The sequence below is a fragment of the Halorubrum salinarum genome, assembly GCF_013267195.1.
Lineage (GTDB): Archaea > Halobacteriota > Halobacteria > Halobacteriales > Haloferacaceae > Halorubrum > Halorubrum salinarum.
Genome location: NZ_CP053941.1, coordinates 607,090 through 621,055 on the forward strand (window position 1 = coordinate 607,090; position 13,966 = coordinate 621,055).

General features: G+C 72.5%; 16 protein-coding genes. 6 read left to right on the forward strand and 10 right to left on the reverse strand.

Features of this window, described 5'->3' with window-relative positions:
• Positions 1-73 precede the first annotated feature (73 nt).
• From HPS36_RS03175 to HPS36_RS03190, 4 genes are all read right to left on the reverse strand, one after another.
• The gene (locus HPS36_RS03175; RefSeq protein ID WP_173228471.1) at positions 74-2,623 is read right to left on the reverse strand and encodes a heavy metal translocating P-type ATPase; all 2,550 of its coding nucleotides are present in this window, start codon (positions 2,621-2,623) and stop codon (positions 74-76) included.
• Between the two features lies 1 nt (position 2,624).
• On the reverse strand, positions 2,625-3,458 hold the full coding sequence (locus HPS36_RS03180) for a sulfite exporter TauE/SafE family protein (RefSeq protein ID WP_173228472.1): 834 nt from the start codon (positions 3,456-3,458) through the stop codon (positions 2,625-2,627).
• Between the two features lie 103 nt (positions 3,459-3,561).
• A complete protein-coding gene (locus tag HPS36_RS03185; RefSeq protein ID WP_173228473.1) occupies positions 3,562-3,987 on the reverse strand; it encodes a plastocyanin/azurin family copper-binding protein in 426 nt (141 codons plus the stop codon).
• A 107-nt stretch (positions 3,988-4,094) separates the two neighbouring features.
• A complete protein-coding gene (locus HPS36_RS03190; RefSeq protein WP_173228474.1) occupies positions 4,095-4,871 on the reverse strand; it encodes a helix-turn-helix domain-containing protein in 777 nt (258 codons plus the stop codon).
• Positions 4,872-5,005: 134 nt separating this feature from the next.
• Between HPS36_RS03190 and HPS36_RS03195 the strand changes: the two genes are divergently transcribed.
• The 5 genes from HPS36_RS03195 to HPS36_RS03215 all read left to right on the forward strand — a co-directional run bounded on the left by HPS36_RS03195 (position 5,006) and on the right by HPS36_RS03215 (position 10,179).
• A complete protein-coding gene (locus tag HPS36_RS03195) occupies positions 5,006-6,538 on the forward strand; it encodes a phytoene desaturase family protein (protein ID WP_173228475.1) in 1,533 nt (510 codons plus the stop codon).
• Between the two features lie 203 nt (positions 6,539-6,741).
• Positions 6,742-7,560 (forward strand): bacteriorhodopsin, encoded by an 819-nt coding sequence (locus HPS36_RS03200; protein ID WP_173230778.1) that lies wholly within the window; start codon positions 6,742-6,744, stop codon positions 7,558-7,560.
• Positions 7,561-7,666: 106 nt separating this feature from the next.
• Complete coding sequence (gene pth2, locus HPS36_RS03205) at positions 7,667-8,005, forward strand: peptidyl-tRNA hydrolase Pth2 (RefSeq protein WP_137717112.1); 339 nt, start codon at positions 7,667-7,669, stop codon at positions 8,003-8,005.
• On the forward strand, positions 8,006-9,520 hold the full coding sequence (gene truD / locus HPS36_RS03210) for a tRNA pseudouridine(13) synthase TruD (RefSeq protein ID WP_173228476.1): 1,515 nt from the start codon (positions 8,006-8,008) through the stop codon (positions 9,518-9,520).
• Between the two features lie 104 nt (positions 9,521-9,624).
• A complete protein-coding gene (locus HPS36_RS03215; protein WP_173228477.1) occupies positions 9,625-10,179 on the forward strand; it encodes a GMP synthase subunit A in 555 nt (184 codons plus the stop codon).
• Positions 10,180-10,211: 32 nt separating this feature from the next.
• On the opposite strand, the gene HPS36_RS03220 is transcribed toward HPS36_RS03215, so the two are convergent.
• The 6 genes from HPS36_RS03220 to HPS36_RS03245 all read right to left on the reverse strand — a co-directional run bounded on the left by HPS36_RS03220 (position 10,212) and on the right by HPS36_RS03245 (position 12,198).
• The gene (locus HPS36_RS03220; protein WP_173228478.1) at positions 10,212-10,637 is read right to left on the reverse strand and encodes a universal stress protein; all 426 of its coding nucleotides are present in this window, start codon (positions 10,635-10,637) and stop codon (positions 10,212-10,214) included.
• Between the two features lie 114 nt (positions 10,638-10,751).
• Positions 10,752-11,018, reverse strand: a complete 267-nt coding sequence (locus HPS36_RS03225; RefSeq protein ID WP_173228479.1) for a DUF3194 domain-containing protein — start codon at positions 11,016-11,018, stop codon at positions 10,752-10,754.
• A 4-nt stretch (positions 11,019-11,022) separates the two neighbouring features.
• Positions 11,023-11,409, reverse strand: a complete 387-nt coding sequence (locus HPS36_RS03230) for a prefoldin subunit beta (protein WP_053771965.1) — start codon at positions 11,407-11,409, stop codon at positions 11,023-11,025.
• Between the two features lie 108 nt (positions 11,410-11,517).
• The gene (locus HPS36_RS03235; RefSeq protein ID WP_137717108.1) at positions 11,518-11,769 is read right to left on the reverse strand and encodes a KEOPS complex subunit Pcc1; all 252 of its coding nucleotides are present in this window, start codon (positions 11,767-11,769) and stop codon (positions 11,518-11,520) included.
• Between the two features lie 23 nt (positions 11,770-11,792).
• Positions 11,793-11,927, reverse strand: coding sequence for a DNA-directed RNA polymerase subunit P (locus HPS36_RS03240; protein WP_121561748.1), 135 nt, complete (start codon positions 11,925-11,927; stop codon positions 11,793-11,795).
• A 4-nt stretch (positions 11,928-11,931) separates the two neighbouring features.
• The gene (locus HPS36_RS03245; RefSeq protein WP_006114269.1) at positions 11,932-12,198 is read right to left on the reverse strand and encodes a 50S ribosomal protein L37ae; all 267 of its coding nucleotides are present in this window, start codon (positions 12,196-12,198) and stop codon (positions 11,932-11,934) included.
• Positions 12,199-12,714: 516 nt separating this feature from the next.
• On the opposite strand from HPS36_RS03245, the gene HPS36_RS03250 reads away from it, so the two are divergent.
• Complete coding sequence (locus HPS36_RS03250; protein ID WP_173228480.1) at positions 12,715-13,650, forward strand: sulfide-dependent adenosine diphosphate thiazole synthase; 936 nt, start codon at positions 12,715-12,717, stop codon at positions 13,648-13,650.
• Positions 13,651-13,966: the final 316 nt, after the last annotated feature.

The following is a 13,966-nucleotide window of genomic DNA, read 5'->3' on the forward strand; positions in this document are numbered from 1 at the left end:
CGAAAGTCGCTTGCGGTAGGGGCGGGCGCGGCCGGGTCGCGGGGTAGGTGCCGCCGCGGGCCGTGTCGGCGGGTCAGTCGTCCGACAGCAGCGCCCGGGAGGAGTTCGTCACCACGAGCAGGCTCGACGCGCCCATCGCGACGGCGGCGAAGAGGGGGTTCAGCAGGCCGGTCGCCGCCAGCGGGATCGCGACCGCGTTGTAGCAGAACGCCCAGCCGATGTTCCCCTTCACGCGTCGGCCCGCCGCCCGCGCGAGCTCGAAGACGGTCGCCACGGAGCCGAGCTCGTCGTCGACGATCGCCACGTCGGCGGCGTCGGCCGCCATCGCGGTACCGCCGCCGAGCGCGATCCCGAGGTCGGCCGCGGCCAGCGCCGGCGCGTCGTTCGTCCCGTCGCCGACCATCACGGTGACGCCGCGCTCCTTCAGCCGCCCGACGGCCTCGGCCTTCCCCTCCGGCGGGACGCCGGCGAACACCGACGAGACCGCGTCGTGCTCGGCGAACACGGTCGCCGCGCGCTCGTCGTCGCCGGTGAGGACGATCACCTCGACGCCCGACTCGTCGAGCGCCGTCACCGTCTCCGCCCAGCCCTCGCGCAGCTCGTCGCCGACCACGACGAACCCCTCGGCCGCGCCGTCGCGGCCGACCGCGACCGGGACGCGGCCCACGTCGCGCGCGTCGGCGACCGCCGCGCGGATCGCGTCGGGGACGGTCCAGCCCCGCTCGTCGAAGAGGTCCGGGTGGCCGACGACGACCTCGACGCCGTCGACGACGCCGGAGACGCCGCGGGCGTGGCTCTCGGAGGACTCGACCGCGGGGCCGTCGCCGCCCTCCTCGGGCTCGCCCGCCGCCGCCGCGGCCCCGCCGTCGGCGACCGCCGGCGTCGCGCCCTCGTCGCCCGCCTCGCCGGGCCCGGTCTCGGCCGCGTCCGCCGCGGAGCGCGCCGCCGCGATGGCCTGCCCGACCGGGTGCGCGGACCGCGATTCGAGGGCGGCCGCGAGGCGGAGCAGGTCGTCGTCGACCTCGCGCTCGATCAGCCGCATCTCGCCGGTCGTCAGGGTCCCGGTCTTGTCGAAGACGACCGTGTCCGCGTCGCGGATCCGCTCGAAGACGGTGTCGTCGAAGACGACGATGTTGCGTTCGAGGGCGTCGCGGATCCCGGCGGCGACCGCGAGCGGGGTCGCCAGTCCGAGCGCGCAGGGACACGAGACGATGAGCACCGTCAGCCCGACGAGCATCGCGTCGGTGGGGGCGCCGCCGAGCGCGAGCGACGCCCCGGCGGCGACGGCGGCGATGACGAGGACCGCCGGGACGAACACGGTCGCGAGCCGGTCCGCGAGCTTCTGGACGCCGTGGTTCCCGCTCTGGAGGTCGTAGACGAGCTCGGCGACGCGGTCGAGGCTGGATGTCGCGTCCGGCCCGACCGCGACCGTGAGCGAGCCGTCGGCGACCACCGAGCCGCCGACGACCGCGTCGCCGGCGACCTTCCGGACCGGGAGCGACTCGCCGGTGACGACCGACTCGTCGACCGCGGCGTCGCCGTCGACCGCCTCGCCGTCCACGGGGACGCGCTCGCCGGCGCGCACGAGGACTCGGTCGCCCGGTTCGAGCGCGTCGACGGCGACCGACTCCGCCTCGCCGTCGCCGGTCAGCCGCCGGGCGTCCTCGACCTGGACCGCGGTGACCTCGGAGAGCAGTTCCGTCGCCCGGTCCTTCACCGAGTCCTCGTAGTGGTTCCCGACCGTGACGATGACGACGATGGCGACGGTCACGTCGTAGTATATCGAGGGCGACTCGACGAAGATCACCGCGAGCGTGCTGTAGAGGTACGCGCTCACCGCGGCGATGGCGACGAGGAGGTCCATGTTCGGCGAGCGCGTCTTCGCGCTGACGTACGCGCCCCGGAGGATCGGCTTCCCGGTGAAGAAGAGGACGATGGTGGTGAGGACGCCGATGACGATGAAGAAGTACGTGCCCGAGGTCGAGGCCATCGCCTCGTTGAGGTACGTCAGCGTGCGCTCGTCGTAGAACGGGAACGCGAAGTACGTCGGGTAGATGAGGACGATGTACTGCAGCATCACCGCCATCCCGACGAGGACGCCCGCCGCGAGCCGCGCCGTCGCCATGTTGCTCGCCTGCCGCCTGGAGAAGGCGTCGTCGCGGGCGTACGCGCTGTACCCGAGCCCGCTCACCGTCTCGGTGAGGTCGTCGATCGTGACGGCGTCCGGGTCGTGGTCGATCCGGACCGTGTCGGTGACGTAGCTCGCGCTCGCGCCGCTGACGCCGTCGGCGTCGGTCGCCACCGCCTCGATGAACGCCTCGCAGGTCGCGCAGTGCATCCCGTCGACCTCGAGGAACGTCGCCTCGTGGCCGTCGGGGAGGTCGCGCTCGCCGGCGCCGTCCGCCTCGCCGCCCGCGTCGCCCTCGCGGTCCCCTCGCCGCTCGCGGACCGCGTCGGCGTCTACGTCGGCGTCGCCGAGGGCGCCGAACACGTCCCGGCAGCCGGTACAGCAGAAGCGGTTCCCCGCTTCGTCGGTCACGTCGACCCCCTCTGTCGGGAGCTCGCAGAGGGTACAGCCGGCGGGGTCGTCGCGCGCGTCCGCGGCGTCGTCGGTCGCGCTCATCTCACATGCCCCCCATGCCCGCGTCGAGCGGGTTCCAGAACGGGAGCCGCGGGTGCGGCACGCGGATCCCGACCGACATCAGCCCGTGCGCGAACAGCACGTAGCCGAGCGCGACGAACGCGACGCCGAGCAGCCGGTGGATCCGGCGGCGATGGACGGGGTCGACGCTCTCGATCAGCGTCCCGTACGCGAAGACGGCTGGGATCGTCCCGAGCCCGAGCGCGCCGAGCGCGACCCCGCCCGCGACCGCGGAGCCGCTCGCGAGGGCGTACAGGTACGCGGGGTAGAGGATCGGACAGGGGAGCAGCCCGTGGACCGCGCCGAGCGCGACGATCCCCGGCCCGTTCGCGAGCCGGTCGACGTGCCCCGTGAGCCAGCCCGTGACGCGTTCGAGCCCGGGGAGGTGGACGCCGCCGGTCGCGCCGCCGAGGAGGTACCGGACGCCGACGGCGATCACGGCCGCGCCGACGAGGAGCCCCACCCCGCCGCGAACCGCCGTCGCGGCGCCGGTCAGCGTCGCCGTCGTGACGAGGACCGCGCCGCCGAGCGCGCCGAGGAGGGCTCCGATCGCCGCGTAGCTCGCGGCCCGCCCGAGGTTGAACAGCGCGTGCTGGCGCACCTCGTAGGTGGTCAGGTGGCCCCCGCGGCCGGTCTCCGCGCCGGCGACGCCGGCCGCGCCCGGCTCGCCGCCGTCGGTCCGCCCGCCGTCGGCGTCCATCCGGCTGGCGTAGACGGTGACGAGCGGGCCGCACATGCCGATACAGTGGGCTCCGCCGAGCAGCCCGATGGCGGCGAACAGCAGCACGTCCGTCCCGAGGAGCGGCGAGAGGGCCATGCGAGTCAGTCACCTCCCGTTCGGCGTGCGGGCGTGAATGGGTTTCGTCGCTCGGCGTCGCGTCGGGAGCGCCGCCGGAGCGGGGCGGGAGGGGCCACGCCGATCACTCCTCCACGACGACGGTGCCGAACATGCCGCCCTCGCGGTGGGGGATACAGACGTACTCGTAGGCGCCGGGGACGGTGAACGTGTGCTCGTACCGGTCGCCGCTCTCCAGCCGCCCGCCGAAGTCGGACTGCCACGCCGACAGCGCGGCGTCGTAGTCGTCGAAGCCGCCCGAGGCGAAGAACTCGGCGCCGTCCGGGATCCCGCCCTCGGTCGCGGTGACGGTGTGGGCCCGTGCGCTCGTGTTCTCCCAGACGACGGTGTCGCCGACCGAGACCGTGACCTCCCGCGGCTGATACGCGGCGGCGAGCATCCCGACGTCGTAGTCCGGCTCGCCGCCGACGCCGGCGCACCCGGCGAGCCCGACGGCGGCCGCCGCGCTCGCGGCGGCGCCGGTCCGGCGAAGGAACCGTCTGCGATACATACCTTATCTGAGCGCCTGAGGGGTTTCAATACCGCGGTCGACCCCGCCGCGTGGGAACGGATCCGTCCCCGGCGAGCCCGTCCCCGCGGAGCCGGCCGGGCCGGGCCTCACCCGCCGACGAGGTCGTCGAAGACGCGGCGCTGCGCCGCAGCGAGGTGCTCCGAGAACGTCGCGCGGGCGATGCCCATGGCGTCGGCCACCTCCGTCGCGCTCGCCTCGCGGGGGTGTTCGAAGTAGCCGAGCCGCTGCGCGGTCCGGACCACCTCGCGCTGGCGCTCCGTGAGCCGCCCCAGGTCGACCACGACCGGGTCGGACCGGCTGTCGGCGCCGCCGGAGCTGGTGAGCCGTTCGAGCCGGACCGAGCCGCCGGTCGCCTCTAAGGCGTCGATCACGTCGCCGAGCGGGTCGGCCGCGGGCAGCGACAACCGGAGCCGGACGCGGTCCGGCGCGGTGCGGACCGTGACCGACGAGACGGGGTAGCCGAGCGACTCGACGGCGTCGGACGGGAACTGACCCGCCGCGCGGCTGCGGCAGCGGTAGACGAACTCGTCGCCGCCGTCGAAGACGAGCTCCGCGTCGACCGCGCGGTCGGCGCGGAACTGCGAGACGACCGTCCCGTCGACGCGGACGCGGTCGACGTCCTCCGCGACCGCGCCCGGCGGGAGCGCCGCCGCCACCGGCGCGGGGCTCGGGTCGTGGACGACCACCTCGACGCGGACGCCGGCGCCGTCGCGGCCGCCGGCGCTCGACCGGTCGGCGTCTCGGGAGGCGTCGGACCCGCTCCGCGCGGCCCCCGAGCGCGCGAGGCCGTCGGAACCGGGCCGGCCGGCGGTACCGGGGCTGTCGGCGGAGGCGCCGTCCGACGACCGCGACCGCCGTCCCATGTGTCGATCCTGTGCCCGAAGCCGGAAAAAAAGGAAGCCGAACGAGTACGCCCCGCGGCGCCCCGCCCGCCCGCCTGATAAAGAGCCGTCGAGAGTTGGCGACCACACTCACGGCGCGAGCCCCTACCGACCCCATGAGCGACGAGCCGCTGCGCGGAGCCTCGGTTGGGGTGGTCGGCGGCGGCGTCGGCGGGCTCTCCGCCGCCGCCTACCTCGCGGCCGGAGGCGCGGAGGTGACGCTGTACGAGCGCGCCGAGCGCGTCGGGGGAGTCGCCGGTCGGCTGGAGCTGGACGGGTTCCGGTTCGACACCGGCCCGTCGTGGTACCTGCTCCCGGACCTCTTCGAGCGGTTCTTCGAGGACTTCGGCCGGTCGCCCGACGAGTTCTACGACCTGCGTCGGCTCGACCCGCACTACCGGGTGTTCTGGGACGACGGCGACCGCGCCGACGTGCCCGCCGACCCGGACGCCGCGGCCGACCTGTTCGAGTCGTACGAGCAGGGCGCGGGCGCGGCGTTCCGCGAGTACCTCGACGACGCCGAGCGGGCGTACGACGCCGGGATGGACCGGTTCGTCCTCCCCGGGCGGTCGCGGTTCCGCGACTACCTCTCGCTCGACGTCCTCGCCGGCGGTCGCGAGCTCGACCTGCTCTCCAGCCTCGACGAGCGGGTGCGGTCGTACGTCGACCATCCGAAGCTCAGACAGCTGCTGGAGTACACGCTCGTCTTCCTCGGGGGGTCGCCCCACAACACGCCGGCGCTGTACCAGCTGATGAGCCACGTCGACTATGGGCTCGGCGTCTACTACCCGATGGGCGGGGTGTACGAGGTGATCGAGGCCGTCGAGACGGTCGCCCGGGACGCCGGCGCCGACGTACACACCGGCGTGGAGGTGACGGGGCTCGAACCGATCGACGGCGGCGTCGAGGTCGAGCTCGGCGGCGACCGCTACGTCCACGACCGGGTGGTCTGTAACGCGCCGCCCGCCCACGTCGAGCGCGAGCTGCTCCCCGAGGGCGCCGTCCCGCGGCTCGGCGACTACTGGGAGCGGCGGACGTACGGCCCCTCGGCGCACCTGCTGTACCTCGGCGTCGAGGGCGAGCTGCCGGAGCTGGCGCACCACACGCTCGCGCTCCCGACGGACTGGGACCCGCACTTCGCGGCCATCTTCGACGACCCCGCGTGGCCCACCGGCGAGACGGAGCCGGTCGTGTACGTGAACGTCCCGTCGCGGACGGACCCGTCGGTCGCCCCCGACGGCCACGAGGCGGTCGTGACGCTCGTGCCGCTCGCGCCCGGGCTCGACGACACGCCGGACCGGCGGGCGGCGCTCAGGGAGCGCGTCCTCGACGCGGTGGACTCGCGGGCCGGCGTCGACCTCCGCGACCGGATCGTCGCCGAGGAGTCGGCGTGCGTCTCGGAGTTCGCGGCGCGGTTCGACCAGCCCGGCGGGAGCGCGCTCGGGCTCGCGCACACGATGCGACAGACCGGGCCGCTCCGCCCCGGACCGCGCGTCCGCGGGACCGACCGCCTCTACTACGTCGGCGGGAGCAGCAACCCGGGGATCGGCGTGCCGATGTGCCTGCTCGGCGGGGAACACTGCGCGGCCGCGGTCGAGGCGGACGCCGCCGGCGGCCCGCTCGACCGACTGCCGCTGGTCGGCCGCTGAACCGGGAGAGAGTCGCAACAGCCGTCCAAATCCGAGTTCGAGAACGGTAATATATCAAAAAATACGGATTGAGACGGGAAACTGTCAGGAAAACCTTACCAGTCAGGTTAGTACATTTAATAAATACGCCACGTGTAATAGAACGTCGCATGATAGAAACAGCAGCGGCCGACCTCCTCGCGCAGAGTACCGTTCCGCTCGAAATGACGCAGACAGAGATATTCCAGTTCATTCAGAGCAACACCCTCCTGAGCGCGTCGCTCTGGGTGAACATCGCCCTCGCGGGGCTGTCGATCCTCCTGTTCGTCTACATGGGACGGAACGTGGAGGACCCGCGCGCCCAACTGATCTTCGTCGCGACGCTGATGGTACCGCTGGTGTCCATCTCCAGCTACACGGGGCTCGTCTCCGGGCTCACCGTCAGCTTCCTCGAGATGCCGGCCGGGCACGCGCTCGCCGGCGCGGGCGCCGGCCCCGAGGGCGGGGTGTTCACCCCGTGGGGTCGGTACCTCACGTGGGCGTTCTCGACGCCGATGATCCTCGTCGCGCTCGGCCTGCTCGCCGGCTCGAACCTGAGCAAGCTGTTCACCGCCGTGGTGGCCGACGTCGGGATGTGCGTCACCGGGCTGGCGGCCGCGCTCACCACGTCCTCGCTCCTGCTGCGCTGGGTCTGGTACGGCATCAGCTGCGCGTTCTTCGTCGTCGTCCTCTACATCCTGCTCGCGGAGTGGGCGAAGGACGCCGAGGTCGCCGGCACCGCCGACATCTTCAACACGCTGAAGGTGCTCACCGTCGTCCTCTGGCTCGGCTACCCCATCTTCTGGGCCCTCGGCGCCGAGGGGTTCGCCGTGCTCGACGTGGCGATCACCTCGTGGGCGTACAGCGGGATGGACATCATCGCGAAGTACCTCTTCGCGTTCCTCCTGCTGCGCTGGGTCGTCGACAACGAGCGGACGGTCGCCGATGTGGCCGCCGGTCTCGGCGCGGCCTCCCGCGGCGGCGCGGCGCCCGCCGACGACTGATCGGCCGCGGTCGGTCCCCCGTTCCCCGCTATTTCCACCGCCGACGAGCGCCGCGGCCCGGCGGCGGAGAGAAAAGCGCTAAACCCGCGGCGGCGGTGGAGACGGTATGAAACAGGCCATCGTCGCCCGGACGGACATCGGCATGGGCGAGGGGAAGCTCGCCGCGCAGGTCGCGCACGCGTCGCTGTCCGCGTACCAGGACGCGAGCGACCGGGCGCGGAAGAAGTGGCAGGGCGAGGGGCAGAAGAAGGTCGTGCTGAAGGGGAGCTCCGAGAGCCAGCTGTTCGAGCTGGCCGACAAGGCCGACAAGGAGGGGCTGCCGTACGCCGTCGTCCGGGACGCGGGCCACACCCAGCTGGAGCCGGGGACCGTCACCGCGCTCGCGGTCGGCCCCGCCCGCGACGACAGCGTCGACCGCGTGACCGGCGACCTCTCGCTGTTCTGAATGGCCGACGGCGATTCCCTCCGCGAGGCGCACCCGACGGAGCGCGCGGTCGGCATCGAGTACTACGCCAGCCGCGCCGACGGGATCGGCGGGCGGCTCCGCGAGTCGCCCGAGGACTTCCGGGTCCGAGAGCTGGAGGCGTTCGACGCGGAGCCGCTCGACGCCGACCCCGGCAGCTACCCCGACCTCGTCGTCCGGGCGACGCTCCGCGACTGGGACACCAACGACTTCGCGCGCCGGCTCTCGGACGCGCTCGGCGTCAGCCGCGAGCGCGTCTCGTGGGCGGGGACGAAGGACAAGCGCGCCGTCACGACGCAGCTGTTCACCGTCCGCGGCGTCGACGCCGACGACCTCCCCGAGATCCGCGGCGCCGAGATAGCGGCGCTCGGCCGGGCGGGCCGGAGCCTCTCGTTCGGCGACCTCGCGGGCAACGCCTTCGAGATCCGCGTCGCGGACGCGGTCGACGGCGCCCCCGAGCGCGTCGCCGAGGCGGTGCGGGACCTCCGGGCGTTCGCGGGCGACGCGGGCGAGGGCGACGCTGACGGAGTAGACGCGAACGAGACGGACGCGGACGGGAGCAGCGGTCCGAGCGTGGACGAGTCGATCGAGGCGACCGTCGGCGTTCCGAACTACTTCGGCCAGCAGCGGTTCGGCAGCCGGCGACCCGTCACTCACGTCGTCGGGCTGGCGATCGCGCGGAACGACCCCCGCGAGGCGGTCCGGCTGTACGCCGGGAACCCCGCCGAGGCGGAGCCCGAAGACACCCGAGCCGCGCGCGACCGAGTCGACGCGGCGTTCGGGGTGAGCGGCGACTCCGGGCTCCTCGGGGGTCCCGCCGCCGACGGCACGGGCGACGGCGACTGGGCCGCCTGCCTCGATGCGATCCCCGGCAAGCTCCGGTTCGAGCGCTCGATGGTCCACCGGCTCGCCGACCGCGGCGTCGACCCGAACTCGCCGCCGGACGACGAGGACTGGTGGCACGCCCTGGAGGCGGTGCCCTCGAACCTCCAGCGGCTGTTCGTCAACGCCGCGCAGTCGTTCCTCTTCAACCGGATCGTGAGCGAGCGGCTGCGCCGCGGGCTCCCGTTCGACCGTCCCGTCGCCGGCGACGTGGTCTGTTTCGCCGACGGCGACGCGCCCGAGGGGCTGTACGCGCCGGACGCTGACCGCCTCCAGCGCGTCGACGCGGACCGGGTCGACGTGGTCTCGCGGCACTGCGAGCGCGGGCGGGCCTTCGTCACCGCGCCGCTCGTCGGCACCGAGACGACCCTCGGCGACGGCGAGCCGGGCGAGATAGAGCGCGAGGTCCTCGCCGACGCCGGCGTCGAGCCGGGCAACTTCTCGCTCCCCGGCGAGTTCGACTCGAACGGGACGCGGCGCGCGGTCCTCCTGCGCACGGACCTCGACGTGACGTTCGAGGGCGGCGACCCGCGGTTCGCCTTCGCGCTCCCGAGCGGGTCGTACGCGACCGCGCTCCTGCGGGAGTTCACGAAGCGCGGCCCGCTCGACCTCTGATCGATCCGGATTCGTGGATCAGTTCGGGATTCGAGGAGTCGAAACCACCACGGGACTGTGTTCCGTTCCGAGCCGTTTTTGTGCGACAGCCGTCAATCGACGCCATGACTCGGATCGTCGTCATCGACCTCCACGGCCAGTTCACTCACCTCGAACGCCGGGCGCTCCGCGACCTCGGCGTCGACACCGAGATAACCTCGGCGGAGACGCCGGCCGACGAGGTCGAGGCGGACGGGGTCGTCCTCTCGGGCGGCCCGGACATGGACCGCGTCGGCAACGCGCCGGACTACCTCGACCGCGACGTCCCCGTCCTCGGGATCTGCCTGGGGATGCAGCTGATCGCGGCGGAGCTCGACGGCGCGGTCGGCGAGGGCGACTACGGCGGCTACGCCGACGTCGACGTCGAGATAACCGACGACGAGGACCCGCTGGTCGGCTCGCTCGCGCCGGAGACGCGCGTCTGGGCCTCCCACGCCGACGAGGTGACCGAACTGCCGGACGGGTTCGCCCGCACCGCCACCTCCGACGTCTGCGGCATCGAGGCGATGGCCGACGCGGACGCGGACCTGTACGGCGTCCAGTGGCACCCCGAGGTCGCGCACACGGAGCGCGGCGAGGAGGTCTTCGAGAACTTCGTCGCGATCTGCGAGTCGGCGTAGACCGCGAGCGGTTCGCCGACGTACGCCGCGGGCTATTCTCCGACGTGCGCCGTTAACACCGGGAGTTCGCTGTATCGCACGACCCGCTCGGCGACCGATCCCGCCGCGATGAAGCGCCCGATCCCGGTGCGGCCGTGCGTGCCCATCGCGATCAGGTCGACGCCGTAGTCCGCCGCCGCGTCGAGGATCTCCTCGTGCGGGCGGCCGCGGCGGAGGTGGAGTTCGCACTCGACGCCGCGCGCCGCGGCCGCCTCGGCGACCGCGTAGAGCGCGCGCTCGCCGCGCGCCTCCTCGCGCTCGACGACCACGTCCCACTCGTCGGCGCCGGCGATGCCCTCGTCGACGACGAACAGCGCGTGGACCCGGGCGCCGGTCAGGGCGGCGAGGCCGCAGGCCTGCTCGGTCGCGGCGGCGCTCCCGGCGCTCCCGTCGGTCGGACACAGTATCGCGTCGTACATGTCGGCCCGACCCACAACGTGCGAGACGTTAACAGTACCCGATGCGCGGACGCCGGACGCGGTCGCGCGGCTCGTCGTCTCGGGGGCGCACCGGTCGGAAAAGACGGCCGGCGCCTACGCCTCGAACAGCTCGTCGACGGCCTCGCCCGCGGTCTCGACCGCCTCCTGCGCGACCGCGTCCGGGTCCGGCCCGGCGTCCTCCGGGGCGTTGAGGTAGACGTCGACGTCGAGGACTCCGTCCTCAAACGTGACGGTGACGTCGAGGTCCGTGACGGTGGACTGGTCGTAGTGTTTGAACACGATCCCCTCGGCCGCCTCGGCAGCGGTGCGAACGACCTCGTCGTCGCTCGGCTCCGCGGCGGCGTCGGCGTCGTCGGTCACGGCCTTACGCGCCGCCGGCGCCCGGACCGCCCGGTCCCATCGGGCCGCCGCCGCCCGCGCCGCCCTGGAGCATCTGCTGGAGCTCGCTCTGAAGGTCGTCGAACTGCTCCTCGACGCGCTCCTCCTGCTTCTCGAGCTGCTCGACGCGGACTTCGAGCGAGTCGACCTTGTCCTCGAGGTCGTCGTAGGCGGACTCGTAGTCCGTCTCGACGAGGACCTCGCCGATCTCGCGGTACATCCCCGCGTCCTCGTCGACGTCTTCGAGGGCGTCGAGGGCGGTCTTGGACTCGTTGAGCGCGGACTGGGCCTGCTCCTTCTGCTCGGCGACCTGCTGTGCGGTCTCCTGAAGGTCCTGCAGCTCCTCGATCTTCTCCTGTGCCTCGGGCGGCATGTTCCCTTGCATGGGCGGACCGAGGCGGCCCGGACGGAAAAACCCACTACATCTCTCCCGCCTCGACAAGTCGGCAATACGACGGGTCTCGGAAACGCTCGCGTCGGTTTAGCCGTCGAGCCCGCCGACGCGCTCGGCCACCGCGACGAGTCGGGACCAGCTGTTGACGCCGGCGCGGAGCGCCACGAGGTCGTCGGCGAGGACACGGACGCGGACCGCGTCGCCCTCGCGGTCGACGGTCGCGGTCGAGCGGGCGTCGTCGATCTCGCCGACCTCGGGACCGAGCGCGTCGGCCACGACGCGTGCGCGCCGCTCGGAGGAGTAGGTGAACGAGAGGACCGTCTCGTGTGCGCGCGTCACGGTCCGTGGAGGGGGAGACGGCGTTACTCGACGTTGACTTCCTTGATGCCGCCGCCGCGCTCCTTCAGGAGGACGCGGTGGCCGCAGTACGGGCAGCGCACGCCGCCGTACTCGTCGAGGGTGACGTCGCGCTTACAGCGGGAGCACTTGTAGCTCATCGCCTTATTCCTCGTCGGCGAGCGCGGCGCGGATGGAGCGGCGGACGGTGCGACCGCCGGGCGTCTCGGGGCGGTACGCGCCGCCCGTGAACGTCTCGCCGGTCTCCTCGTTGACCCAGATGCCGGTACCCACGCGCTTCACGTCGTCGCCGTCGACGGTCGCGTTGCGCATCTCCTCTTCGATGTCCTGGACCCGCTTGCGGGAGACCCGGCCGTAACGGGCGCCGAATCGGCCCGCGCTGCCGGTGCTTCGAGCCTTGTCCTCAGCCATAGTAGCCACTCCTACCGCCAGCGCAGGTAAAAAGGCTGCGAGTTGCGGCGGTCGGAACCGCCGACGGCGACGACGGAAGACGGGTGATCGGATGCGGTGGCACGTGCCTGCGAGCGGCCGGAGCGAAGCGGCGGCCGCGAGACAGCACGCGCGAGGGACGCGGTGAGGGAGGGGCGACCGAAGGGAGCCCCGAGCGAACCGCGAGGCTGGGGAGGTGCGAGGCTGCGGTCGCAGTGCGGGGCGGGGTGGACTCAAAGGGGCAGCCGGGAGGCGGGCGCAGGCAACGTAAGCACCGCAGCGAAGGAGCGGCAGCGACTGAGCGAGGAGCGCAGCGAGCGTGCGCCCGCCTCCCGGCTGGGGCTTTGGCGGTGTTCGGTGTCGGTCCACGATTACCCGAGTATCGCCCAGCGGTCGAGGCTTTGGAAGAATGGCCAGTCGGTCCACCAACAGAGAAGAGACACGCAACCACGTATCGACCGCAACGTATTTCACAACCAAGTAATACTACCAAGTTGTATGGACGGATTCGACGGCTTCAGCGACGTGAGCGAGACGGACGTAACGAAGGCCATCGGTAACGAGTGGACCGACGGGTTCCTCGATTTCACAGACTCCGAGGTGATCGTCCTCGGCGGCGGTCCGTCGGGGCTGATGGCCGCGAAGGAGCTGGCCGAGCGCGGCGTGAAGGTGATGATCGTCGAGAAGAACAACTACCTCGGCGGCGGCTTCTGGCTCGGCGGGTTCCTGATGAACACCGTCACGGTCCGGGACCCCGCCCAGGAGATCCTCGACGACCTCGACGTGGACTACGACGCCGTCGAGGACGTGGACGGCCTCTACACCGCCGCGGGCCCGGAGGCCTGCTCCGGGCTGATCAAGGCCGCCTGCGACGCCGGCGCGCGCGTCCAGAACATGACCGAGTTCACCGACCTCGTCGTCCGCGACGACCACCGCGTCGGCGGCATCGTGATGAACTGGACGCCGGTCCACGCGCTCCCCCGCGAGATAACCTGCGTCGACCCCATCGCGGTCGAGTCCGACCTCGTCATCGACGCGACCGGCCACGACGCCGTCGCGATCAGCAAGCTCGACGAGCGCGGCGTCCTCTCGGCGCCCGGCATCGAGCACGCCAAGGAGCACAACACCGGGATGGACCAGACCGGCGACGACCAGTACGGCGCCCCCGGCCACGACTCGCCCGGCCACGACTCGATGTGGGTCGGCGAGAGCGAGGACGCCGTCGTCGAGCACACCGGCGTCGTTCACGACGGCCTGATCGCCTCCGGCATGGCGGTCGCGACCGCGCACGGCCTCCCGCGGATGGGTCCGACGTTCGGCGCGATGCTCGTCTCCGGGAAGCGCGCCGCGCAGGCCGCCCTCGACGAACTGGAGGTCGACGCGCCCGAAGTCACGCTGTCGACCGGCGGCGCGCCTGCGCCCGCCGACGACTGATACATCACCGCTGACGCTCCGGAAACGCGCCCCTCCAAAGCCTCAGGCGTCTACTCGTGAATCGCCTGTAGAGGATCCGTAGCGGACACCGCCAAAGCCCCAGCCGGGAGGGTTCGGTGCGCTCGCTGCGCTCCTCACTCGGTCGCTCCGCTCCCTCGTTCCGGTGCTTGCGTCGCGCGCCTTCGCCCTCCCGGCTGCCCCTTTGCGTCCCGCCCCGCACCGCACAGCAGCCTCACACCTCCCCAGCCTCGCCGTTCGTTCCGGGCTCCCTACGGTCGCCCGTCACTCACGGCGTCCCTCGCGCGTGCCACCTCGC

What these genes read in the sequence shown, in the direction of transcription:
- HPS36_RS03175 (WP_173228471.1), bottom strand. Translation starts at nt 2,623, where the DNA reads ATGAGCGCGACCGACGACGCCGCGGACGCGCGCGACGACCCCGCCGGC.
- HPS36_RS03180 (WP_173228472.1), bottom strand. Translation starts at nt 3,458, where the DNA reads ATGGCCCTCTCGCCGCTCCTCGGGACGGACGTGCTGCTGTTCGCCGCC.
- HPS36_RS03185 (WP_173228473.1), bottom strand. Translation starts at nt 3,987, where the DNA reads ATGTATCGCAGACGGTTCCTTCGCCGGACCGGCGCCGCCGCGAGCGCG.
- HPS36_RS03190 (WP_173228474.1), bottom strand. Translation starts at nt 4,871, where the DNA reads ATGGGACGGCGGTCGCGGTCGTCGGACGGCGCCTCCGCCGACAGCCCC.
- HPS36_RS03195 (WP_173228475.1), top strand. Translation starts at nt 5,006, where the DNA reads ATGAGCGACGAGCCGCTGCGCGGAGCCTCGGTTGGGGTGGTCGGCGGC.
- HPS36_RS03200 (WP_173230778.1), top strand. Translation starts at nt 6,742, where the DNA reads ATGACGCAGACAGAGATATTCCAGTTCATTCAGAGCAACACCCTCCTG.
- pth2 (WP_137717112.1), top strand. Translation starts at nt 7,667, where the DNA reads ATGAAACAGGCCATCGTCGCCCGGACGGACATCGGCATGGGCGAGGGG.
- truD (WP_173228476.1), top strand. Translation starts at nt 8,006, where the DNA reads ATGGCCGACGGCGATTCCCTCCGCGAGGCGCACCCGACGGAGCGCGCG.
- HPS36_RS03215 (WP_173228477.1), top strand. Translation starts at nt 9,625, where the DNA reads ATGACTCGGATCGTCGTCATCGACCTCCACGGCCAGTTCACTCACCTC.
- HPS36_RS03220 (WP_173228478.1), bottom strand. Translation starts at nt 10,637, where the DNA reads ATGTACGACGCGATACTGTGTCCGACCGACGGGAGCGCCGGGAGCGCC.
- HPS36_RS03230 (WP_053771965.1), bottom strand. Translation starts at nt 11,409, where the DNA reads ATGCCGCCCGAGGCACAGGAGAAGATCGAGGAGCTGCAGGACCTTCAG.
- HPS36_RS03240 (WP_121561748.1), bottom strand. Translation starts at nt 11,927, where the DNA reads ATGAGCTACAAGTGCTCCCGCTGTAAGCGCGACGTCACCCTCGACGAG.
- HPS36_RS03245 (WP_006114269.1), bottom strand. Translation starts at nt 12,198, where the DNA reads ATGGCTGAGGACAAGGCTCGAAGCACCGGCAGCGCGGGCCGATTCGGC.
- HPS36_RS03250 (WP_173228480.1), top strand. Translation starts at nt 12,715, where the DNA reads ATGGACGGATTCGACGGCTTCAGCGACGTGAGCGAGACGGACGTAACG.